The organism is Vibrio sp. 2304, from assembly GCF_033339475.1.
Taxonomy (GTDB): domain Bacteria; phylum Pseudomonadota; class Gammaproteobacteria; order Enterobacterales; family Vibrionaceae; genus Vibrio; species Vibrio alginolyticus.
Map to the genome: position 1 here is coordinate 159,375 of NZ_JAWOUQ010000011.1, position 21,714 is coordinate 181,088.

Sequence of the window (21,714 nt, forward strand, 5' to 3'; positions counted from 1 at the left end):
AAGGCGCCTGACTTTTAAATAAGTGAGGCGCTTTATTGATTAAGATTGATTAGCTTGCGCGATCACGACTTTTCTTAAATATCCTTGCTTGGCGTTCAGTTGCTCAGTTGCGCTTTCTCTATCCAGCCCGGTTAAAATCATCAAAATCGCTAACTTGGCGTCGTAGTCAGTTTCTTTGAGCGCCGTTTTAGCCTCTTGGTTAGTACAATCTGTTGCTTGCATAACAATACGAGCCGCTCTTGCAACTAGCTTTGCATTCGTCGCTTTCACATCTACCATTAAGTTCTGATAACTTTTGCCTAGGCGAATCATGCTTGCGGTAGTGAGCATGTTCAGTACGAGTTTTTGTGCTGTCCCTGATTTTAAGCGAGTGGATCCCGTTAACGCTTCAGGTCCAACAACGGGGCTAATCGCAATATCAGCAATATCTGCAATCGGAGAGTCAGGGTTACAAGATAGTGCTACAGTGGTGGCACCAAGCTCGTTCGCATACTCTAAGCCACCAATCACGTAAGGTGTTCGTCCACTTGCCGCAATACCAACGACGACATCGCGTTGTGTTAGCGTATTCTCTTTAAGATCTTGCTCACCCAATGCTGGATCGTCCTCCGCCCCTTCTTTTGCACGGAACATTGCCTCTTTTCCACCGGCAATAATACCAACGACCATCTCTGGATCTGTGCCAAAAGTTGGTGGGCATTCTGAAGCGTCCAAAACGCCAAGTCGACCACTGGTACCCGCACCGATGTAAAACAACCGACCTCCGACCTTAAATGCTTCCGTGATCTTATCAACGGCTTCAGCGATCTCAGGCAACACTTTTTCAACGGCAAGAGGAACGAGTTTGTCCTGTTGGTTGATGCGTTGAACAATATCGTGAGAAGGCAGCAAGTCGATGTCCATGGTGTCTGGGTTTCGCCCTTCAGATACCAGATGGGATAAAGCTGCGATAAGTGCATCGTTCGTCATAATGAATTAAGCCTTTTTGTTTAGGATCTATTGCCCTTAATTTTTTGAATAGAGTACACCCAGTGAAGCGAGACGACTTGCCCCCGTAACTTCCGGTAAGTTGCTAGGGAGGCCGTGAATATGGCGCTGCGCAAGCCAAGCAAACGCCATTGCTTCCATGTAGTCGCCATCAACGCCTTTTTCTGCCGTTGTCGCAACGCTCCATTGTGGCAATAACTTAGCTAGTCGCTGCATCAAAAGTGGGTTTCTTGCTCCACCGCCACAGACCAATAGTTGAGGTGTGATGCCATGAGAAAACTTGTCGACTTCGTTGGCAATGGTAATCGCAGAGTATTCGCAGAGTGTACGCTGTACGTCTTCGGTTGGTAAATTGTGATGGGCCAGTTGTTGATGCAGCCAGTCAATATTGAACAGTTCTCGTCCGGTACTTTTAGGGGCTGGCATGGCGAGGTAAGCTTCTTTGAGTAATTGAGTCAACAAAGTAGCGTTTACCGTTCCTTTAAGTGCAAATTGTGCATCTTCGTCGAAGCTTTGCCCAGTATGCAGCGCACACCATGCGTCCATCAACATATTGCCCGGGCCTGTGTCATAGCCAATGACTGGTTGTTCTGGATGCAGTACCGAGATATTGGCAATGCCTCCAATGTTAAGTACTACAGTTGTGGAATCCTGCATCGCAAAAATGCTTTTATGGAAAGCAGGGACGAGTGGGGCACCTTGTCCACCTAGCGCCATGTCTTTACGACGAAAATCCGCTACCGTATCAATGCCTGTCTTGACCGCGATAATGTTGGCATCGCCCAATTGAGTGGTAAACGGCAAGTTTCCGGTAGGCTGATGGAACACTGTTTGACCGTGATTACCAATCGCACGAATTTGCTCTGCGACGTAACCAGACTTATTGAGCAGCTGTAACACGGCATCTGCAAATAGGTGGCCGAGCTGGTGGTCAAGTTCACCTATGGTTTTTAAATTTGTTGCTTGACCGGTACAAACAGATAGCAGCATGTCTTTTAGCGCTGCGGGCATTGGGTAGTCGTCGTGTGCAATCAGGCGAACGTGCTCATCGCTTATTTCAACTAGAGCGGTATCAACACCATCCATACTCGTTCCAGACATCACACCAATGTACAGTTCGTTAAATTTCATAGCCGATCTCGTCAATTCTTCATTCACTTATTGTAAAGCAAATCTGAAGCGAATAACCTCATCGAATACGAGATATTCAGCCGATTTTGAGGAGAAAACATGGGACCGTTATGGGTTGACGTTGCGGGGTATGAACTGACCGCTGAAGACAAAGAAATCTTGGAGCATCCTACGGTTGGTGGCTTAATTCTATTTGCTCGCAACTATCATGATAGCGAACAGCTTCAAGCACTTACTCAATCCATCCGAAAGGCGGCTAAGCGCCCGTTTTTGATCGGTGTGGATCAAGAAGGCGGCCGAGTGCAGCGCTTTCGTGAAGGTTTCTCATTAATTCCTGCTGCTGATGAGTACGCTAAACATCAAAATGGTGAAGAGCTTGCTCGTATGGGCGGTTGGTTAATGGCAGCAGAGCTGATTGCCCATGATATTGATTTAAGCTTTGCCCCGGTACTTGACCAAGGCCATCAATGTAAAGCGATCGGTAACCGTGCATTCGGTGAAGATGCCGATACCATTCTTCTCTATAGCACTGCATATATGCAGGGAATGAAGAGTGTTGGCATGTCAACGACAGGCAAGCACTTCCCTGGACATGGTGGCGTGATTGCAGACTCACATCTAGAAACACCATACGATGAGCGCAGTGATATTTTTGAACAAGATATGGCGATCTTCAAAGCGCAAATTGATGCCGGTATTTTAGATGCCATGATGCCTGCTCACGTGATTTTCCCACATTATGATGCTCAACCAGCCAGCGGTTCTGAATACTGGTTAAAACAGATCCTGCGTCAGCAATTGGGTTTTAAAGGTTTGGTTTTTTCGGATGACTTGACCATGGAAGGCGCTGCGATTATGGGCAGCCCTGCCGAGCGAGGTGCTCAAGCATTGAGAGCTGGCTGCGATATGTTGTTAATGTGTAATAAACGAGAAGCGCACGTTGAGGTATTAGACAACTTACCGGTTTCAACCGTGCCACTCGCGGATGGATTACTGAAAAAACAGTCATTTTCTCCAAGCGAACTTAAGCTATCTCAAGAGTGGAAAGCGGCGAGTGAAGCGATGAAACGCTTGACTAGCTAAACCTCTTGTAAAAGATTCAAAACAGCGATGAGAAGCCAAAGTTAATTATACTTTGGCTTTTCATTTTACTGTAAACCTAAGTTTACACTAAATGTTTTTTATTCTGTACGCTTGTTTTTCTTTTTTAGCCTGTTATCTTGTCGTTAAAGCTTAGTTGTCTCACCAAAGGTTTGGTTGGGTGTAAAAATAAATATACAGGTTAGAGTTATGCAGAAAAGTGAGTTGAGCAATATTAATATTATCGAAGAACAGGTTCTTATTACTCCGGAGGAACTAAAAACCAAGCTTCCTTTGAGTGAAAAAGCACGTCGCTTTATTCAAGAGTCTCGTCAAACTATCGCTAATATTATTCACAAGAAGGATCACCGCCTGCTTGTTGTATGCGGTCCATGTTCTATCCACGACGTAGAAGCGGCGAAGGATTACGCAAAGCGACTTAAAGCACTCTCTGAACAACTAAGTGACCAACTGTATATTGTTATGCGTGTTTACTTTGAGAAGCCGCGCACCACGGTCGGCTGGAAAGGCCTGATCAATGACCCACACCTAGACGGCAGTTTCGATATTGAACACGGTCTGCATGTTGGACGCGAACTTCTGGTGGAGTTGGCAGAGATGGAAATCCCGCTCGCGACTGAGGCTCTAGACCCAATTAGCCCACAATACTTGGCGGATACTTTTAGCTGGGCAGCCATCGGTGCTCGTACGACGGAGTCACAAACTCACCGTGAAATGGCAAGCGGCCTGTCTATGCCAATCGGTTTTAAGAATGGCACGGATGGCAGTTTGGCAACCGCAATTAACGCGATGCAAGCTGCGTCCTCTAGCCACCGTTTTATGGGAATTAATCGTGAGGGACAAGTCGCACTATTAACCACCCAGGGCAATGCTAATGGACATGTGATCTTACGTGGCGGCAAGCAAACTAACTACGATTCGGTATCCGTCACTGAGTGTGAGCAGGAGATGGCGAAATCTGGTCTTGATGCTTCATTAATGGTGGATTGCAGTCACGCCAACTCACGTAAAGATTACCGTCGCCAGCCATTAGTCGCGGAGGATGTGATTCATCAAATCCGTGAAGGCAATAAATCTATTATCGGTCTTATGATTGAAAGCCATATCAATGAAGGAAATCAATCTTCTGACTTAGCTCTTGAAGAGATGAAATACGGTGTATCTATCACTGACGCATGTATCAATTGGGATTCAACTGAGGCACTATTACGTCATGCACATGAAGAGCTAGTGCCTTTCTTAGAAAATCGTCTAAAGGCTAATTAATACAGGATTTAAGGAACATCAATGGCAGTTGAACTTAACGCATTACGCGAACAGATTGATGCAGTCGACAAGCAAATGTTGGAGCTATTGGCTCAGCGTTTAGCGCTCGTAGAGAAAGTTGGGGAAGTAAAAAGCGAACATGGTTTGCCAATTTATGCTCCAGACCGCGAAGCGGCGATGTTAGCTTCTCGTCGCGCTGAAGCTGAAAAAATGGGAATCCCTCCACAGCTTATTGAAGATATTCTGCGTCGAACAATGCGTGAGTCTTATGCCAGCGAGAAAGATTCCGGTTTTAAGTGTTTGAACCCTGATTTACGCTCAGTTGTTATTATTGGTGGTAATGGTCAATTGGGTGGCCTGTTTGGTCGTATGTTCAAATTGTCGGGCTACCAGGTCAAAGTTCTCGGTAGTAAAGACTGGGATCATGCGGATGAGATTCTAGACAACGCGGGTTTAGTCGTGGTCACGGTGCCGATTCATCTAACGGAAGGGGTGATCGAAAAACTGGGGAACTTGCCGCAAGACTGCATTCTGTGTGACCTGACTTCTATCAAGTCGAAGCCTCTGCAAGCAATGTTGAATGTGCACCAAGGTCCTGTAGTTGGTTTACACCCAATGTTTGGCCCAGATGTTCCGAGCCTTGCCAAGCAGGTTATTGTGTACTGTGATGGTCGTGGTCACGAGCATTACCAATGGCTATTGCAACAGTTTGGAATTTGGGGCGCAAGCTTGTGCCAAATCGATGCACAAGAGCACGATCATGGCATGACGTTGATTCAGGCGTTGCGCCACTTCACGTCGTTTGCTTACGGTATGCACCTAAGCAAAGAGAACCCGAACATCGATCAGTTGTTGAAGTTAAGCTCGCCAATCTACCGCCTTGAATTGGCGATGGTGGGACGACTGTTTGGTCAGGATCCGAACTTGTACGGTGATATCATTTTCTCTTCTCAAGAGAATATCGATATGATCAAGCGATTCCATCAGCGTTTAGGTGATGCGGTAGCGATTTTGGATAGCAGAGACAAAGCTCGATTCATCGAAAGCTTTAAGCAGGTGAGTGATTGGTTTGGTACTTATTCTCAACAATTTATGAATGAGAGCCAAAACTTACTCAAACAGGCGAATGATAATATTCATCGCGGCTAATCACGGGTCATTTAGCCGTGCAGAGTCCGAAACAAAAAGAGCAGCGTAAGCTGCTCTTTTTCGTGTTGATGGACAAATCAGTTCGTCGCAGTATTACTCGTATCTTCACTTGATACTGTGTTGATACTGGTATCGCGATAGGGTGAATTGGTTAAATTGACTTGTAGGCGTACAACGTTATCAATCAATTGAACCAAAGGTCCCCATTTCACTTTTTTCTCTTTTTCAAAGACGTCATTGAAGTTTTCTGGCGTCCACTCCATTAAGTATTGAGGGTTGAGTGCTCGTCCGAGGAAGCGTACTTCATAGTGCAAGTGTGGCCCTGTGGAGTTGCCAGAGTTACCGCATTGAGCAATGATGTCGCCTTTACTAACAAACTGACCGCTTTTCACTTTGAAGCGTTGTAGATGAGCAAAGGAGCTCATAAAGCCAAATGAGTGACGAATGGTGACATAGTTACCATAACCACGATTGCTCGGGCGAACGGTTTCCACCACACCGTCAGCCGGTGCCAGGATCTCTTCTCCTCTTTTACAAGTCAGATCGATACCAGTATGAACATGCCTCTTACCTGAAATCGGATTAATACGACTGCCGTAAGAAGAAGAAATACGTTGGTATGTGACTGGACTGTCATTTGGTATCAAACGGAACATCGTCGCGCGAACAGCAGAATCGATAGCGGCTGCGTCAATTCGCTCCTCTAACCCCATGCTGTTCTCATCGATCATCAACTCTTCGTCTGCGAGACCTAAAACCGATTCAACGTCGAATACCCGTTTGCCCAATAGCTGAATTTGATTGTTTTTGTCCGTCAAAGATTGGGAAAGCGAATGATTGGTATCAAGCTGCTCTTCGTAAAGAGCCGTCACTTCGGCCTTTTCACTTTCCAGTTTGGCGATGATTTGTGTTAGTTCGTCTTTATTGTGCATCTGCTGCTGATTAAGGTACCACGCGCCACCAACGACGGCGGGTAATGCCAATACTGAAGCAAATACTGCTAGGACCGAACTGCGGCCCAAATAGAACTGCTGATCGCCGTCTTTCGTCGGGATCTGCATGATGATTTTTTTAGACATAGTTATTGTTACTTAAATAGGCGTTCATTTATTTTTCTCCTAAAAACCAGAGAGGTGCTCTAACTCTCGATTCAGAAGGTCGTTATTGCCTACATTCAATTCTATAAATCGTTTTAGTTGGCTAATGCTTTCGATGTCTATCTTAGCGATCTTCAACCTAACCTCACACTTAGAGACATTCACAATTTGCGCTTTTAACGTAATCACTTGTTCGGATTGATCAAATGAAAAAGTCACATGGACTGGAAGGGTTGGATCCAAAGCCTCAGTCTCTTCCACTTTCATGAGTAAACCATGCAAGGAAAGATCTTGAATCCTAGCTTCAATTGCCAAGTCACGTTGTTCTATCTTAGCTGGAGCTTGATGGAGAATACGTGAAAAGCGTCGTCTCTCTGTCATATGAATATTCTCGTCAGGTCGTCAAACAGAATTGAATAGTATATCAATACGAACAAAAAATGTTCGATTGTTGTTTGAAAAGTGTCGAAGTCGCTACAGAGTGACGTAAGTGCAATGTCATGTTCTTAACGAACGAGACGGGCTAATGAGCTCTTTTTATAACAAAGAAAACAAAGGCCGCTATGATAGCGGCCTTTGTACAAATTACAATCAAACTTTGTGGGTTGCGATTACTTCGCAATACGCTTGTATTTGATACGGTGTGGTTCTGCGGCTTCAGGACCCAATGTTTTCTTCAACCAATCCATGTACTCTGTGTAGTTACCTTCGTAGAAGTTAACTTGGCCTTCGTCACGGTAGTCAATGATGTGGGTTGCGATACGGTCAAGGAACCAGCGGTCGTGCGAGATAACCATTGCACAACCAGGGAACTCTAGTAATGCTTCTTCTAGAGCACGCAGTGTTTCAACGTCAAGGTCGTTGGTTGGTTCGTCGAGTAGCAACACGTTGCCGCCCGCTTTAAGAAGCTTCGCAAGGTGGACACGGTTACGCTCACCACCCGATAGCTCACCAATAATTTTTTGTTGGTCACTGCCTTTAAAGTTAAATCGTGAACAGTATGCGCGAGCTGGGATTTCGAAGTTGTTGATCTTAATGATATCAGCACCTTCAGAGATCTCTTGGAATACGGTTTTAGAATCGTCCATGCTGTCACGGAACTGATCGACAGATGCTAGTTTTACTGTATCGCCCATCTCAATTGTGCCCGAGTCTGGTTGTTCAGTACCACTTAACATCTTGAATAGCGTCGATTTACCTGCGCCGTTAGCACCGATGATACCAACAATTGCACCTTTAGGGATGCTGAATGACAGGTCATCAATCAGAACTCGACCGTCAAATGACTTGGTCAGGTTCTTCACTTCAATAACCTTATCACCTAGACGCTCACCTGGTGGGATAAACAGTTCATTGGTTTCATTACGTTTTTGGTGATCAGAGCTTTGCAGTTCTTCAAAGCGAGCCATACGTGCTTTTGACTTCGCTTGACGACCTTTAGGGTTTTTACGTACCCACTCAAGCTCTTTCTCGATAGTCTTTTGGCGAGCACTCTCTTGGGAGGCTTCTTGTTGTAGACGAGCGTCTTTTTGCTCCAGCCATGAGGTGTAGTTGCCTTCCCATGGGATACCTTCACCACGGTCCAGTTCTAAGATCCAGCCCGCAGCGTTATCTAGGAAGTAACGGTCGTGGGTGATGGCTACTACGGTACCTGTGTAATCCACTAAGAAGCGCTCTAGCCAAGCCACTGATTCTGCATCTAGGTGGTTGGTAGGTTCATCAAGCAATAGCATGTCTGGCTTAGAAAGTAGCAAGCGACAAATAGCCACACGGCGGCGTTCACCACCTGATAGGTGCGCAATTTTTTGGTCCCATTCAGGTAAACGTAGTGCGTTTGCTGCACGCTCAAGCGCATTTTCTAGGTTGTGACCATCTTTCGCTTGGATAAGGGCTTCTAGCTCGCCTTGCTCTTTTGCAAGTGCGTCGAAGTCTGCATCTGGTTCAGCGTATGCTGCGTAGACTGCGTCCAAACGTTTCAGAGCGTCAGCAACGTCAGCAACCGCTTCTTCAACAACTTCACGAACGGTTTTTGATTCGTCTAATACTGGTTCCTGAGGTAGGTAACCTACGTTTAGACCAGGTTGTGGACGCGCTTCACCGTCGATATCCGTGTCGATACCTGCCATGATACGTAGCAGTGTGGATTTACCTGCACCGTTCAGACCTAAAACACCGATTTTCGCACCAGGGAAGAAGCTCAGAGAGATGTCTTTAAGAATTTGACGCTTAGGTGGCACAATTTTGCTCACCCGCGACATGGTATATACGTATTCAGCCATTGCCGATCGTTCCTAAATTAACTGTCATTCAAACCCATCATTTTATACCAACTGCTTTGTTTTTGTTACCGCATTGCAAGAATTTCCCTAACGAATGGATTTCTTATTTTGAGCTGACCGGAAACTTACACGGTTAGGGTATACACTTTTGTTATTCGTTAAGAATGACGAAGTGTTTTCTATGCGAGTTAGAAACGCTTTGTCTCCATCGTCTTAAAAGTTTGACGAGTACAATTTTTAATACACTAAGTTGCTTTACATGGACATCTGCATTCTGTGTAAATAGATGCATGTGTGAAAATTGCCTTAACATCACATGAACTCTAACAAAACTAGGCTTTAGGGCAGTATATGTCTGGGGAAAATGACACAAATGAGATTCAACGTATCTGAATTGGCTAAAAACGTATGCTGCGCCGCCGCGTTGTGTGCTATGAGTTTGAGTGCTAATGCCGCGCTGAGTTTGGAAAAGCAGCGCGAAGTATATGAGCAAGCTCAAGATTTATTAGATAAAAATGACATCGACGGATACCTTTCGATTCGTCCTAAAATTTCTGACTATCCACTAACGCCTTATGTGGATTACCGCACTTTTATTAGACAGTTACCGGAAAAGTCACCACAACAGGTGAACGAGTTTATTTCTGAGCACGAGTCTTTTCCATTTTCTCGTCGAGTTCGCGCTCCATACCTCAATCATCTTTATAAGCAAAAAGATTGGAAAACCATTACTGAGTTTCAAAAAGTCATTCCTAGTGGTGAGCGTTACCAATGTATTTTCTACGTAGCTCAGTTAAAGCAAGGCAAGAAAGTCGCGGCGTTTAAAGGGGCTGAACATATGTGGTTACGTGGCATCAGCATTGCTGATGAGTGTGACCCATTATTTGCAGCATGGGACAAGGCGGGTGAGCGTACCGATGAACTGATTCTACAGCGTATGTTACTGGCGTTTGATGCTCGTAATGGCGGTTTGATGAGTTACTTACTCAAACTGCCTAAATCAGCGCAGGCAAAGCAACAAGCCAAAGAAATGAAAGCGTTGTTTGATAATCCTGCAAGTGTTGCGGAATTCGCGAAGAAAAAACCTGCGAATGATTTTAATCGAGCGCAAAGTGAATATGCGTTAGAAAAGTTGGCTCGTATGAACTCTAGCCAAGCTCAAGGTGCGTACGATGTCGTCATTAAAGGACAGAAGTTTTCTCCAGAAAAAGCGCAAGAACTTGCCGACTATATTGCATTTCGATTGACTCGTACGGAGTCTGAGTCATTAGCTAAATGGCGCGATGATAAAACGAAAACCAGTCAGTACTTACCGTTGATTGAAACGCGCATCCGCTTAGCGATTCAAAATGCAGATTGGAAAGGCGTACAAGAGTGGATTGCTGTTCTAAATAAAGAAGAGCAAGCCACGCTACGCTGGCAATATTGGCTTGGAAGAAGTGAAATAGCGTTAGGTGATGACATCGCGGGGAAACAGCGTTTAGCAACTCTGCTTGGGCAACGAAACTTCTACAGTGTGGCTGCCGCCAATGCAATCGGACAATCAATCAAATACCCAACGCATACGGTTAAGTTGGATAAGAAAGTTGTTCAACCCTATCAAGACTCGCTAGCTCGTATCGAAGAGTTGATCGCGACGGATAAAATCGCAGCAGCGAAGAGTGAATGGGCACACTTACTGCGCCGCGTAGGGAAAGATGAAAAGGCGATGTTGGCGGCTTATGCATCATTTAAACGTTGGCATAACCTAACGGTGACCGCGAGTATTCAGGCGCAGATGTGGGATAATATCGAACTTAGGTTCCCAATAGCACACCGCTGGTGGTTTAACTTTTATGCGAAAAAGCACAACATTGATCCCATCACGATGATGTCTCTCGCTCGACAGGAAAGTGCGTTAGATGTTGAAGCCCGCTCTCCAGTCGGCGCTCGTGGTCTTATGCAGATCATGCCTGCGACGGCGAAGTACACGGCACGTAAATATAAGTTGAGTTATCAAGGTACGCAGGATCTCTACAATGTAGGAAAAAATATCGAAATTGGTAGCCATTATTTGCAAGGTTTATTAGAGGATTACGATAATAATCGTATTTTTGCTCTTGCTGCTTATAATGCAGGTCCTAACAGAGTAAAAACGTGGCGAGAGCGTACCCAAGGAAAAGTGGATGCTTATGCCTTTATTGAGGCAATTCCATTTAAAGAGACGCGCGGTTATGTACAAAACATCTTGATGTTTGAAACATACTATCGTGATCTTTTGGGTATCGATGGCGCGTTCTTGAATCAACATGAGATCAATACCAAGTATTGAGTGAGGTAACTTGATGTCGCACGAACCCGAGTACAAAGACTGGCAACAGATTATTGAGCTAATTCGAACAAGTATGGGCACCCAGCAAGATGACATGCTGTTAACTATGCTGATGTCACGTGATGAGAGAGAGTCATTAATATCACGCGTTAATATAATTAACGAACTTCTTAAAGGAGAATTATCTCAACGTCAGATCAGTCAGATGCTTGGTGTGGGCATTGCCACCATTACTCGTGGCTCTAACGAACTAAAGTCGAAATCTGATGAAGAAAAAGACAAGTTGAAAGTCTTGTTAGAACAAGTTGCGGTATCTAAGTAGACAGTATATCCAATTTGCTTTTAGGCCTTGGTGTTACAATTGACTAAGATAACGTATTGCAAAGGGCGGAAATATCCGCCCTTTTGCGTATCTAGAGACTAGGCTGAGTGTTATAAATTTGAAGGAAAATGCTCAGGGTTTGTGAATGGAATTAAAGCCAGAATCAAGGCTTGGTGATAGACCGAGCTTCGAGTTAGCTGGTTTTGGGTTAGCAGGCTAATAGCGCCACCTTTCTGTTTGATATTATCAGTACCAAACACTTCGTCCATTACATCTCCCAATTCATTCGCATCCTTGAGTTTTTCCAAGACTTTTGGCGGCAACATTAAGCTTGCAGAACGAGATTCACCGCGGTGAGTCTCTGATTCAACCACCATCCAAGCAAACGTCACGTTTGCTTCAATTCCCGCTTCGAGACCGACATAGTAATCCGCGTTTGGCATCTCTACTTTTGCGTTTTTAACGCGGTTTAGCGCACCACGATGAGTTTCTTCATTCGTCATGGGCTGATCTGCGACCTCACTCGGTACACTGATGCCAACGAAGTTGAACTCTTGATGCGGAAATGCATTACGAAATGCACTTTGAACTGCATTAATTTTGGCTGGGTTTAGCGATGCGATTACGACTTTTTGGGTTGCCATGATCTTTTTACTCACTGGTGTCTATTAACTCAATTTTACTTGCGTAGGCTTTACGTTCTCACTCGGGTAACAGCCTAATACTTTCAAGTGCTTAGTGATTTTTGTTAGCTCTTCAAGTGCCTGTTGCATTTCTGTCGAAGCAAGATGTGATGTCAAGTCTACGTAGAACATCTCCTCCCACGGGTTCCCCATAATTGGGCGTGATTCTAGCTTGGTCATATTGATGCCGTAACGTTGCAGCACTAATAGTGTTTCAACCAATGAGCCTGCCTCTTGGGAGGTCGACATGATCAATGTGGTTTTTGCTGGAATCTGAGTAGAAACTTCAACCGGTTTACGAGCAACCACGATAAAGCGAGTATGATTTTCGGTTTGGTTTGCGATGTTGCCTTGAATTGCTTGCAAGCCATATAGCTTACCGCTTGATGCATTACCAATTGCAGCCACATCATCACGATCCATCTCTTGGACTTTCTGCATTGCATCTGCTGTGCTCGCGCAGGACTCCAGCTTTACCCCTTTCATACGGCTTAAAAACTCACTGCACTGTTGGTGTGGCTGAGGGTGAGAATACAGCGTTTTAATATCTTCCAGACGAATGTCTTTTTTCGCAACCAAGCAGTGTTCGATTGGTTGAGTTAGCTCTCCAACGATGTAAAGCGTCGTGTGTTGTAGTAAGTCATACACTTCATTAATAGAGCCTGAGCTGGTGTTTTCGATTGGCAGAACGCCATAATCAGCATGGCCAGATTCAACCGTTTGAGTCACTTCTTTAAAGTGCTCGCAGTTGAGCTCGATAAGCTCCGTATTTTTACGACTGAAGTATTCGCGACTTGCCAAGTGCGAATAAGAGCCTTTGGCTCCTAAAAAAGCGACGCGAGCAAGTGGCTTACGGCTTTGCTGTGGGTTAACGAGATTTTGCAGATAACTTTGTTGAAGCAGAACTGAGTCTTCAATGATGGTATGGAAAAGTTTGGTGATGTACTGCGCGTCAAGTTCGTATTTATCTTGGCCATTAGAAATCAGCTTGACCAATAATTGCTGTTCACGGACGGCGTCGCGAACAGGCTTTGAGGTTTGTACTTTGCTTTTGGCTACTTCAATGCTGAGTTTACGGCGCTCAGACAATAAGCTGAGAAGTTGGTCATCCAACTCATTCAAGCGTAAACGAATTTCTTCGAGGGAAATAGGTTGGTCAGTCATCAATTCTTTCCTTATAAAAAAGCCTCCCGATTTGGGAGGCTTTCTGTTTGTTTTTGACTTTTCTTTCACAAACGAGTTCGCCCCTCCAACTATGGGAGGAAAAAGAAGTCAAAAATAAACAGTGAGGTTAAATGCATAAATAGTGCTTAATTTATGAGTGTTTAAACACAATAAGCAAGGCTGGGGAGAGCGTCAAGCAAAAAAATAGCGCCTTTCGGCGCTATTTCCTCAATCTGTTCAGTTTACTCTTCTTCTTCCACTAGCTCAGGCTTACTTGCACGTCGAGCTTCAGGTTTGTGGGTCAGCTTGTTCAATTGTCGTTCTAGTTTTTGCTCCACTTCGTTGATAGCTGCGTAAAGATCTTCGTGAGTTGCTGAGGCAATGAGCTGGCCTTTAGGAACTTTGATAACCGCTTCGAATTTCTTCTGTTTGTTTGGTTCCTCACTGAAAGTTGCTTGGCAACCAATTAGGTCTACTTGCCATTTCTCCAGTTTTTTAAATTTGCTCTCAATATGAGCTCGGATTGCAGAGGTGATTTCGATGTTTTTGCCAGTGATATTCATTGTCATAAGTGTTTTTCCTCTGTTGCATCCCTCATGGGTTGAGTTCAGATTACCGCTTTAAGCATAAAAAAATGTGATTCAGATCATTATTTTGCTCGGGTTTTTTATGATGAAAAATGAATGTGATCTCACTCAAGAACTTCTGAGATTTATCGTGAAATTGCTTGTTATCGGTTAGTAAATCCGTAGATTGGATAGAGTACTCAGCTGAAAACGGCCTCGTTTTTAGGGAAGTTTTACGGCCTAATATTTGAGGTGGTTAAAATTTAACTGCACGTAACGTGTGATGACGATCACTGAGTCTTTCCAATGAATCCATTTAAAAAGCCGCTTACTGTACAAGCGGCTTTTTACTGTCTGGCATTTGGCTGACTTTTCGTAGCGGTATCATGAAAATGGGGTCTTTTGGGACTAGTGAAACCCTTTCTAGACTTTTGACTTGGTCCAAGCTTTCTAGTTGTTTGTATATTATGTAGTAGCGATTAATGCTTGTGACGTACCCAACCGTTGAGCTTAAACTTTTCCGCATAACGATTTCCACGTTATTAAACCAAACATTAGGATCGTAACCTTGTTGGGCTGCACGCTTACGAATACGCTCTACATTGCCGGGGCCCGCATTGTAAGCCGCCAATGTAAAGTAGAGTTTATTTTGTGCAGTGATATCAGGATCACTGAAGTACTGCTTACGCAAAAAAGCTAAGTATTTCACTCCAGCATGAATGTTGTTTTCTAATTGTCGAACATTTTTGATATTGATATTCGGATCTTGAGCGGTGCTGGGTAGTACTTGCATTATGCCAACGGCACCTCGACTTCCAACTAGGTTGTTATTAAATCCTGATTCCTTGTAAGCGATTGCTGCGATCAGTAAATAGTCGATATCGTATTTCTCACCATAGCGTGAAAATAGCGCCGCGAGTTTTTCTAGTTGAGCAATTTTCTTAGGGTTAAGAGCTCTGTTCAACCATCCCGTGTTATCGATGTATTTGCCGTAAATAACGTTACCGAGTAGTGTCCCAGAGCGAGACTTCTGGATGAACTTATTCACGACGGCTTTTAATTTGGGACTATTTTCTCGCATTGCCCAAGCAATTTTGCCATTTTTGCGGATAGGGATTTTTTTGTGAACCCGAATATCATCCATCACTTTCATCCAAAGCTTGGCTTTATGGCTATCGAGAACAATGGCTTTGACGTAACCATTGTTGAGCATTCCGACCAGCTCATAATCTTGAAGTGTTTCTTCAATAAAGTGCACGATAACAGGCGGTAAGCCTTTTTTGTTTAGTTTCTTATTTAGTGTCTGAATGCTTTCAAAGTAGCTAGAACTGGCGCGCACCCAAATCTCTTTGCCGCTCAATTGTTCGATTTTCGTCATCGTTGGTGTGCTTTTGTTTGTCACTACCCACTCTTGAATACCAGTGAGGATGGGTGAACTGAACTCCACTTTCTGTTTGCGCGTGTCGGTAATAGTCAGGTTGGCGACAACTAAGTCACCTGAACCGTTTTCTAAGGCTGGCAGTAGCTGGTCGCGGGCAACAGGAATAATTTGTACGTTAAGCTTTGGTTTGAGTTTACGAAGGTCTTTTTCGAAATGCGCCAGCAATTCCGCGCCTATGCCTTTTGGTGTGCCGCCCTCAATGTAGTAAAAGCCTAAATCAGCAGAAACTAAGACGCGCAGTACATTCTTCTCCTTGATGACATCGAGGTCCCCAGTATAAGGAGGCTGTTTGAGCGGCGAGATTTGCAGTGCGCAAACGGAAGCAGACAATAGGAGCAGCATAACTGCGCAAAGCTTAGATATCGTCACGTTCACATCCTTTTTATAAAGGGGGGAGGAGAACTTTAAGCATATGTGGAGCTAGGAAGATCATCAAGAAAGGGCTGAATACACTATTGAGAGTAATAAAAAACCGCCACGGTAAAAACGGTGGCGGTTCAGTTTAAAGCAAGTTCAATTACTTCACAGGGTTGAGCTCGATAAGCTTTTCAGTTCTTGCTACGGCGTCTTCCAAACCAAGTTGCTTGTAGGCCTCTAACTGGATAGTCAGTGACTTACGTGCAGCTTCTGTGTCTGGATACGCTTTTTGTAGCTCTTGGCTACGATTAATAGCAGCGACCCAAGCTTCACGGCGAAGGTAGAAGTCAGCAGTCGCTAAATCATAGTTCGCTAGACGGTTTTTCAGCGCGACCATACGTTTTTGTGAATCTTCTGCATATGGGCTATTCGGGTAGCGTTGAAGCAGTTTTTTGAAGTCATCAAACGCTTTTTTTACCGGTTCAGGATCGCGATCGCTTCGATCTACGCTGAATAAATCATGCATAAAGTTACGATCTTGCGCCATGTGGCTTAGACCTCGCATGTACAGCACCCAATCCATCTTTTCATGGGTTGGGTTTAAACGCATAAAGCGAGAAATGGTTGCCAAGCCCAAAGCAAGGTCGTCGTTTTTGTAGTACGCATAGATTAGGTCAAGCTGCACCTGTTCTGAGTAGGCACCGAATGGGTAACGTGAGTCTAATGCTTCCAGTTTCTCAATTGCAGAAAGCCAATTACCACTTTGAAGAGAAATCTGTGCGTCTGCATACAGTTCCGAAGGCGGCACATCAGGAACGATTTCTTCTTTGCTTGCACATCCAAACAGAAGGGATACCGCTAAAAGGCCTGTTAAAGTCTGACGTTTCATATCAGGAGTCTGTTCCTTGAATCTAAATATTTCTTAAGCTGCCGTTACTTTCTTTCCAGTAACAGATACAATGACGTAATAGTCTATTTTTTCACAGTCGTGAGCATTAGTCTCACAGTTTTTAAAAAAGTTCGATATGGCTCAGCAGATTGTATTAACAAATACCGTAAAAGATAGCCAGTTAGGTCAACGTTTAGACCAAGCTATCGCCGAATTATTCGCGGACTTCTCTCGCTCGCGCCTAAAAGAGTGGCTGCTTGATGGGAAAGTTCAAGTTGATGGTGAAGTTGTCACTAAACCTCGTACCAAAGTAATGGGTGGCGAGGAAATTACATTGCAAGCCGAGTTAGAAGATGAAGAACGCTGGGAAGCGCAAGATATCCCGCTAGATATCGTCTATGAAGATGAAGATATTATCGTTATCAACAAACCTCGTGACTTTGTGGTTCATCCGGGCGCTGGTACGCCTGATGGCACTGTACTTAATGCGTTGTTGCATCATTACCCTGATATTGCAGAAGTACCTCGTGCAGGTATCGTGCACCGTTTGGATAAAGACACCACGGGTTTGATGGTGGTGGCGAAAACCGTTCCTGCACAAACTCGTCTGGTTCGCGCACTGCAAAAACGTAATATTACTCGTGAGTACGAAGCGATCGCTATTGGTCGTATGACTGCGGGCGGTAAAGTGGATCAACCTATTGGTCGTCACTCTACTAAGCGCACGCTTATGGCGGTGGCACCAATGGGCAAACCAGCCGTAACGCACTACCGTGTTGCTGAACGCTTCCGCGAACACACGCGTATTCGCTTGCGTCTAGAAACGGGTCGTACGCACCAGATTCGTGTGCACATGTCTTACCTTCAGCATCCGTTGCTCGGTGATATTGCATATGGTGGACGTGCTCGCATCCCGACAGGTGCGTCTGAAGAGCTAACGGCAATGATCCGGGGTTTCGATCGCCAAGCATTGCACGCAGTAATGCTGCGCTTTGAGCACCCAATTACGAGCGAAGTTCTTGAGTTTCATGCTCCAGTGCCTGATGACATGGTGGTGATGACTGAAGCGCTTCGTCAAGATACAGAAGAGCACGGCTTACCGGAAGAATTCTAATATGAAGACGATCATTCCGAATTGGCCAGCGCCTAAAAATGTCAAAGCTTTCGCCTCAACACGCATAGGCGGATTTTCGACAGGCCCTTACCAAGGGCTAAATTTAGGTACTCACGTTGGGGATGATTTGTCTTTAGTAGAGAAGAACCGAGCTTGGTTGGCGCAACAGGCAAGCATGCCAAATGCGCCAATCTGGTTAAACCAAACGCATTCAACCGTTGTGGCTCAAGCAAATGAACCAACAACACAGGTGCTTGATGCGGATGGTGTATTTACTTCTTCAAGCCATGTTGTTTGTTCAGCGATGACCGCCGATTGTTTACCTTTATTATTGACTAATACACAAGGTACGCAAGTAGCCGCAGTTCACGCAGGTTGGCGCGGCTTAGCAAATGGCATTGTCGAAAATGCGTTAGCGTTGTTTTCTGGTGAAGTGATAGCGTGGCTTGGCCCCGCCATTGGCCCTCAAGCCTTCGAAGTGGGTGAAGATGTTCTGCAAGCTTTTGTTGATTTTGATTCACAGGCGAATCAAGCATTTGCTCCACGCGATATCGACGGTAAATGGTTTGCTGACATGTCGGTGCTGGCAACGCAACGTCTAAACCGGGCTGGTGTGACACAAGTGTTTGATTCTGGACTTTGTACTTACCAAGATAAAGCCTCTTTTTACTCTTATCGCCGTGATGGTAAGACTGGTCGACAAGCAACCTTTATTTGGATCGAAGACTAGCTATAAGCACCAAAGTGCTAAGATGCATACTACTATTTTTGCAAAGCTATCTTTATTCATTCACTCCCTTGAAATTCCCCTCCTGAGTATCCATCTTTCTAACTGTCAAAAGAATTTCCTTTAGTTGAGGTTAGGAAGGTAGATATGCGTCTTGATCGATTCACAAGTAAGTTTCAAATCGCTATCTCTGATGCTCAATCACTAGCGTTAGGGCGCGATCATCAATATATCGAGCCAGTTCACCTCATGGTGGCTTTGCTTGATCAAAATGGCAGTCCAATTCGTCCATTGCTTACTATGCTGGATGTGGACGTAACGCATTTACGCTCTAAATTGAGTGAAATGTTAGATCGATTACCAAAAGTCAGTGGCATCGGTGGGGATGTTCAGCTCTCTAGCTCGATGGGCACATTGTTTAACCTGTGTGACAAAGTGGCGCAAAAGCGTCAAGACTCCTATATCTCGTCTGAAGTCTTCCTGCTTGCCGCTTTAGAAGATCGCGGACCACTGGGGCAATTACTCAAAGAGATCGGCTTAACAGAGCAAAAAGTCAGCCAGGCAATCGAAAAGATCAGAGGTGGTCAAAAGGTCAATGACCCGAATGCGGAAGAGCTTCGCCAAGCATTGGAAAAGTTCACCATAGACCTTACCGAGCGTGCAGAGCAAGGTAAATTAGATCCTGTTATCGGTCGTGATGATGAAATCCGTCGTACTATCCAGGTATTGCAGCGTCGTACTAAAAACAACCCTGTGATTATCGGTGAACCAGGCGTAGGTAAGACAGCAATTGTTGAAGGCTTAGCGCAGCGCATAGTTAACAATGAAGTACCTGAAGGTTTGCGTGGTCGCCGTGTGCTGTCATTAGACATGGGCGCACTGGTTGCTGGCGCGAAATACCGTGGTGAATTTGAAGAGCGTTTAAAATCAGTATTGAATGAACTTGCTAAAGAAGAAGGCAACGTCATCCTCTTCATTGATGAACTACACACTATGGTCGGTGCTGGTAAAGGTGAAGGCTCAATGGATGCGGGCAACATGCTAAAACCGGCATTAGCTCGTGGTGAGCTGCACTGTGTTGGCGCAACAACATTGGATGAATATCGTCAGTACATCGAAAAAGATGCAGCATTAGAACGTCGTTTCCAAAAAGTGCTGGTGGATGAGCCGACCGTTGAGGATACCGTGGCGATTTTACGTGGCTTGAAGGAGCGTTATGAGCTTCATCATCACGTCGAAATTACTGACCCAGCGATTGTTGCTGCGGCGAGCTTGTCACATCGCTATGTCTCCGACCGTCAGTTGCCGGATAAAGCGATCGACTTAATCGACGAAGCGGCTTCAAGCATTCGTTTACAAATTGACTCTAAGCCAGAGTCCTTGGATAAGCTTGAGCGTAAAATTATCCAACTCAAAATTGAGCAACAAGCACTAAGTAACGAGCACGATGAAGCGAGTGAAAAGCGTTTGAAAGCGCTTAATGAAGAACTCAATGAAAAAGAGCGAGAGTATGCTGAGCTAGAAGAGGTTTGGAATACAGAAAAAGCAGCTCTTTCTGGCACTCAACATATTAAGTCTGAGCTTGAACAAGCTCGTATGGACATGGAGTTTGCTCGCCGTGCTGGCGATCTAAACCGTATGTCGGAGCTTCAATATGGTCGTATTCCTGAACTTGAGAAGCAGTTAGATCTTGCAACCCAAGCTGAAATGCAGGAAATGACGCTATTGCGTAATAAAGTAACCGACAACGAGATTGCAGAAGTACTTTCTAAGCAAACCGGCATTCCGGTATCCAAGATGCTAGAAGCGGAAAAAGAGAAACTACTTCGTATGGAAGACGTGCTGCATAATCGTGTGGTAGGGCAAAGCGAAGCGGTCTCTGTTGTATCGAATGCCATTCGTCGTAGTCGAGCTGGGCTTTCTGATCCAAACCGACCAATTGGCTCCTTCTTATTCTTAGGTCCAACTGGTGTGGGTAAAACAGAGCTTTGTAAGACACTTGCGAGCTTTATGTTCGACAGTGAAGATGCGATGGTCCGTATCGATATGTCTGAGTTCATGGAGAAACACTCAGTGGCAAGGTTGGTTGGTGCACCTCCAGGCTATGTCGGGTATGAAGAGGGTGGTTACTTAACTGAAGCGGTTCGTCGCAAGCCGTATTCGGTAATTTTGTTAGACGAAGTAGAGAAAGCGCATCCGGATGTATTTAACATTCTGCTGCAAGTTCTCGATGATGGGCGTTTAACGGATGGTCAAGGTCGTACTGTTGACTTCCGTAATACGGTTGTGATCATGACATCTAACTTGGGTTCATCTCGTATCCAAGAGAATTTCGCAACATTAGACTATCAAGGTATCAAGAGTGAAGTGATGGATGTGGTTAGCAAACACTTCCGCCCAGAGTTCTTGAACCGTGTTGACGAAATCGTGGTGTTCCATCCACTTGGTCAAGAACACATTAAGTCCATTGCTTCTATTCAATTGGAACGTTTGGCGAAACGACTAGAGGAGAAAGGCTATCAACTAGAAGTTTCCGACAAAGCGCTCGATTTGATCGCTCAAGTTGGTTTCGATCCTGTGTATGGTGCGCGTCCTTTAAAACGTGCAATTCAGCAGAATGTCGAGAACCCGTTAGCCAAATCAATTCTGTCTGGTGAAATCGTTCCAGACAAGACAGTGCAGCTAATTGTTACTAATGACCAAATTTGTGCTCATCAATAATTGTATGGATACAGTAAAATTGAGATAAAAATCACACTAAAGGGGCCGTTTGGCCCCTTTTCTATAGTTTTTTAGAGTCTTTTGTCTGTTTTCTATACGAATAAACTAAAAAGGTGAGTTTTTTTAAAAAATGCACTTGTGTTCTTTAATGAACTCCCTATAATGCGCCTCCGTTGTCACGGGAAAGCAAGTGAAGCGGAACCTAAACAACTACGGTTAGTGAGTTAAAATTAACTCGCAGATAAATAACTTAAAAAAGTGTTTGACACGATAAGTTATCTAGCTAAAATAGCCGTCCACTTTGAAGAGAACTTCGAAGTGTGCTCTTTAAAAATATAGACCTATCAATCTGTGTGGGCACTCGTTGATGATAATCCAAATAGTTTCTTCGGAAACAATTTAGGTTTCA

Annotated in this window: 18 protein-coding genes and 1 other annotated feature; of the genes, 8 read left to right on the forward strand and 10 right to left on the reverse strand. The window is 44.7% G+C overall.

Going from position 1 to position 21,714, the window contains the following annotated elements:
• Window positions 1–39 precede the first annotated feature (39 nt).
• Both murQ and R7P64_RS19240 read right to left on the reverse strand, forming a co-directional pair.
• Window positions 40–969, reverse strand: a complete 930-nt coding sequence (gene murQ, locus R7P64_RS19235) for an N-acetylmuramic acid 6-phosphate etherase (protein WP_318118468.1) — start codon at window positions 967–969, stop codon at window positions 40–42.
• A 36-nt stretch (window positions 970–1,005) separates the two neighbouring features.
• Complete coding sequence (locus R7P64_RS19240; RefSeq protein ID WP_318123840.1) at window positions 1,006–2,118, reverse strand: anhydro-N-acetylmuramic acid kinase; 1,113 nt, start codon at window positions 2,116–2,118, stop codon at window positions 1,006–1,008.
• A gap of 99 nt (window positions 2,119–2,217) precedes the next feature.
• Here R7P64_RS19240 and nagZ point away from each other — a divergent pair, with 99 nt between their 5' ends.
• The 3 genes from nagZ to tyrA all read left to right on the forward strand — a co-directional run bounded on the left by nagZ (window position 2,218) and on the right by tyrA (window position 5,634).
• Window positions 2,218–3,201 carry a beta-N-acetylhexosaminidase gene (nagZ, locus tag R7P64_RS19245; RefSeq protein ID WP_318118466.1) on the forward strand — a complete coding sequence of 328 codons (984 nt, stop codon included), beginning with the start codon at window positions 2,218–2,220 and terminating at the stop codon, window positions 3,199–3,201.
• Between the two features lie 207 nt (window positions 3,202–3,408).
• Window positions 3,409–4,485: a 3-deoxy-7-phosphoheptulonate synthase gene (locus R7P64_RS19250; RefSeq protein ID WP_005381904.1), complete on the forward strand. Its 1,077-nt coding sequence runs from the start codon at window positions 3,409–3,411 to the stop codon at window positions 4,483–4,485.
• Window positions 4,486–4,506: 21 nt separating this feature from the next.
• Complete coding sequence (tyrA, locus tag R7P64_RS19255; RefSeq protein ID WP_318118465.1) at window positions 4,507–5,634, forward strand: bifunctional chorismate mutase/prephenate dehydrogenase; 1,128 nt, start codon at window positions 4,507–4,509, stop codon at window positions 5,632–5,634.
• A 77-nt stretch (window positions 5,635–5,711) separates the two neighbouring features.
• Here tyrA and R7P64_RS19260 read toward each other — a convergent pair whose 3' ends face one another.
• From R7P64_RS19260 to ettA, 3 genes are all read right to left on the reverse strand, one after another.
• Window positions 5,712–6,713 (reverse strand): M23 family metallopeptidase, encoded by a 1,002-nt coding sequence (locus R7P64_RS19260; RefSeq protein WP_005381900.1) that lies wholly within the window; start codon window positions 6,711–6,713, stop codon window positions 5,712–5,714.
• 39 nt (window positions 6,714–6,752) lie between these two features.
• The gene (locus R7P64_RS19265; RefSeq protein ID WP_065274196.1) at window positions 6,753–7,112 is read right to left on the reverse strand and encodes a PilZ domain-containing protein; all 360 of its coding nucleotides are present in this window, start codon (window positions 7,110–7,112) and stop codon (window positions 6,753–6,755) included.
• Window positions 7,113–7,342: 230 nt separating this feature from the next.
• Window positions 7,343–9,010, reverse strand: a complete 1,668-nt coding sequence (gene ettA / locus R7P64_RS19270; RefSeq protein ID WP_005381894.1) for an energy-dependent translational throttle protein EttA — start codon at window positions 9,008–9,010, stop codon at window positions 7,343–7,345.
• A gap of 364 nt (window positions 9,011–9,374) precedes the next feature.
• On the opposite strand from ettA, the gene sltY reads away from it, so the two are divergent.
• Entirely contained in the window at window positions 9,375–11,321 is a 1,947-nt protein-coding gene (sltY, locus tag R7P64_RS19275) for a murein transglycosylase (RefSeq protein WP_411912775.1), read from the forward strand.
• Between the two features lie 13 nt (window positions 11,322–11,334).
• Window positions 11,335–11,643 carry a trp operon repressor gene (trpR, locus tag R7P64_RS19280; RefSeq protein ID WP_005381892.1) on the forward strand — a complete coding sequence of 103 codons (309 nt, stop codon included), beginning with the start codon at window positions 11,335–11,337 and terminating at the stop codon, window positions 11,641–11,643.
• Window positions 11,644–11,753: 110 nt separating this feature from the next.
• On the opposite strand, the gene yjjX is transcribed toward trpR, so the two are convergent.
• The 5 genes from yjjX to bamD form a co-directional block, all read right to left on the reverse strand.
• Window positions 11,754–12,287, reverse strand: a complete 534-nt coding sequence (gene yjjX / locus R7P64_RS19285; RefSeq protein WP_005381891.1) for an inosine/xanthosine triphosphatase — start codon at window positions 12,285–12,287, stop codon at window positions 11,754–11,756.
• A gap of 24 nt (window positions 12,288–12,311) precedes the next feature.
• Window positions 12,312–13,490: a prephenate dehydratase gene (pheA, locus tag R7P64_RS19290; RefSeq protein ID WP_017636154.1), complete on the reverse strand. Its 1,179-nt coding sequence runs from the start codon at window positions 13,488–13,490 to the stop codon at window positions 12,312–12,314.
• 12 nt (window positions 13,491–13,502) lie between these two features.
• Window positions 13,503–13,624, reverse strand: a sequence feature (Phe leader region).
• A 108-nt stretch (window positions 13,625–13,732) separates the two neighbouring features.
• Window positions 13,733–14,059, reverse strand: coding sequence for a ribosome hibernation-promoting factor, HPF/YfiA family (hpf, locus tag R7P64_RS19295; protein ID WP_005381889.1), 327 nt, complete (start codon window positions 14,057–14,059; stop codon window positions 13,733–13,735).
• A gap of 325 nt (window positions 14,060–14,384) precedes the next feature.
• The gene (locus R7P64_RS19300; RefSeq protein ID WP_318118463.1) at window positions 14,385–15,866 is read right to left on the reverse strand and encodes a lytic transglycosylase F; all 1,482 of its coding nucleotides are present in this window, start codon (window positions 15,864–15,866) and stop codon (window positions 14,385–14,387) included.
• A gap of 148 nt (window positions 15,867–16,014) precedes the next feature.
• Window positions 16,015–16,743: an outer membrane protein assembly factor BamD gene (gene bamD, locus R7P64_RS19305; RefSeq protein WP_005381876.1), complete on the reverse strand. Its 729-nt coding sequence runs from the start codon at window positions 16,741–16,743 to the stop codon at window positions 16,015–16,017.
• A 136-nt stretch (window positions 16,744–16,879) separates the two neighbouring features.
• On the opposite strand from bamD, the gene rluD reads away from it, so the two are divergent.
• From rluD to clpB, 3 genes are all read left to right on the forward strand, one after another.
• A complete protein-coding gene (rluD, locus tag R7P64_RS19310) occupies window positions 16,880–17,857 on the forward strand; it encodes a 23S rRNA pseudouridine(1911/1915/1917) synthase RluD (RefSeq protein WP_206958067.1) in 978 nt (325 codons plus the stop codon).
• 1 nt (window position 17,858) lies between these two features.
• The gene (pgeF, locus tag R7P64_RS19315; protein WP_206958069.1) at window positions 17,859–18,587 is read left to right on the forward strand and encodes a peptidoglycan editing factor PgeF; all 729 of its coding nucleotides are present in this window, start codon (window positions 17,859–17,861) and stop codon (window positions 18,585–18,587) included.
• A 144-nt stretch (window positions 18,588–18,731) separates the two neighbouring features.
• Window positions 18,732–21,305 carry an ATP-dependent chaperone ClpB gene (clpB, locus tag R7P64_RS19320; RefSeq protein WP_005381873.1) on the forward strand — a complete coding sequence of 858 codons (2,574 nt, stop codon included), beginning with the start codon at window positions 18,732–18,734 and terminating at the stop codon, window positions 21,303–21,305.
• Window positions 21,306–21,714 lie beyond the last annotated feature (409 nt).

Excerpts from the sequence above, each read along its gene's own strand:
- murQ (WP_318118468.1), bottom strand. The coding sequence starts at position 969 with ATGACGAACGATGCACTTATCGCAGCTTTATCCCATCTGGTATCTGAA.
- R7P64_RS19240 (WP_318123840.1), bottom strand. The coding sequence starts at position 2,118 with ATGAAATTTAACGAACTGTACATTGGTGTGATGTCTGGAACGAGTATG.
- nagZ (WP_318118466.1), top strand. The coding sequence starts at position 2,218 with ATGGGACCGTTATGGGTTGACGTTGCGGGGTATGAACTGACCGCTGAA.
- R7P64_RS19250 (WP_005381904.1), top strand. The coding sequence starts at position 3,409 with ATGCAGAAAAGTGAGTTGAGCAATATTAATATTATCGAAGAACAGGTT.
- tyrA (WP_318118465.1), top strand. The coding sequence starts at position 4,507 with ATGGCAGTTGAACTTAACGCATTACGCGAACAGATTGATGCAGTCGAC.
- R7P64_RS19260 (WP_005381900.1), bottom strand. The coding sequence starts at position 6,713 with ATGTCTAAAAAAATCATCATGCAGATCCCGACGAAAGACGGCGATCAG.
- R7P64_RS19265 (WP_065274196.1), bottom strand. The coding sequence starts at position 7,112 with ATGACAGAGAGACGACGCTTTTCACGTATTCTCCATCAAGCTCCAGCT.
- ettA (WP_005381894.1), bottom strand. The coding sequence starts at position 9,010 with ATGGCTGAATACGTATATACCATGTCGCGGGTGAGCAAAATTGTGCCA.
- sltY (WP_411912775.1), top strand. The coding sequence starts at position 9,375 with ATGACACAAATGAGATTCAACGTATCTGAATTGGCTAAAAACGTATGC.
- trpR (WP_005381892.1), top strand. The coding sequence starts at position 11,335 with ATGTCGCACGAACCCGAGTACAAAGACTGGCAACAGATTATTGAGCTA.
- yjjX (WP_005381891.1), bottom strand. The coding sequence starts at position 12,287 with ATGGCAACCCAAAAAGTCGTAATCGCATCGCTAAACCCAGCCAAAATT.
- pheA (WP_017636154.1), bottom strand. The coding sequence starts at position 13,490 with ATGACTGACCAACCTATTTCCCTCGAAGAAATTCGTTTACGCTTGAAT.
- hpf (WP_005381889.1), bottom strand. The coding sequence starts at position 14,059 with ATGACAATGAATATCACTGGCAAAAACATCGAAATCACCTCTGCAATC.
- bamD (WP_005381876.1), bottom strand. The coding sequence starts at position 16,743 with ATGAAACGTCAGACTTTAACAGGCCTTTTAGCGGTATCCCTTCTGTTT.
- rluD (WP_206958067.1), top strand. The coding sequence starts at position 16,880 with ATGGCTCAGCAGATTGTATTAACAAATACCGTAAAAGATAGCCAGTTA.
- pgeF (WP_206958069.1), top strand. The coding sequence starts at position 17,859 with ATGAAGACGATCATTCCGAATTGGCCAGCGCCTAAAAATGTCAAAGCT.
- clpB (WP_005381873.1), top strand. The coding sequence starts at position 18,732 with ATGCGTCTTGATCGATTCACAAGTAAGTTTCAAATCGCTATCTCTGAT.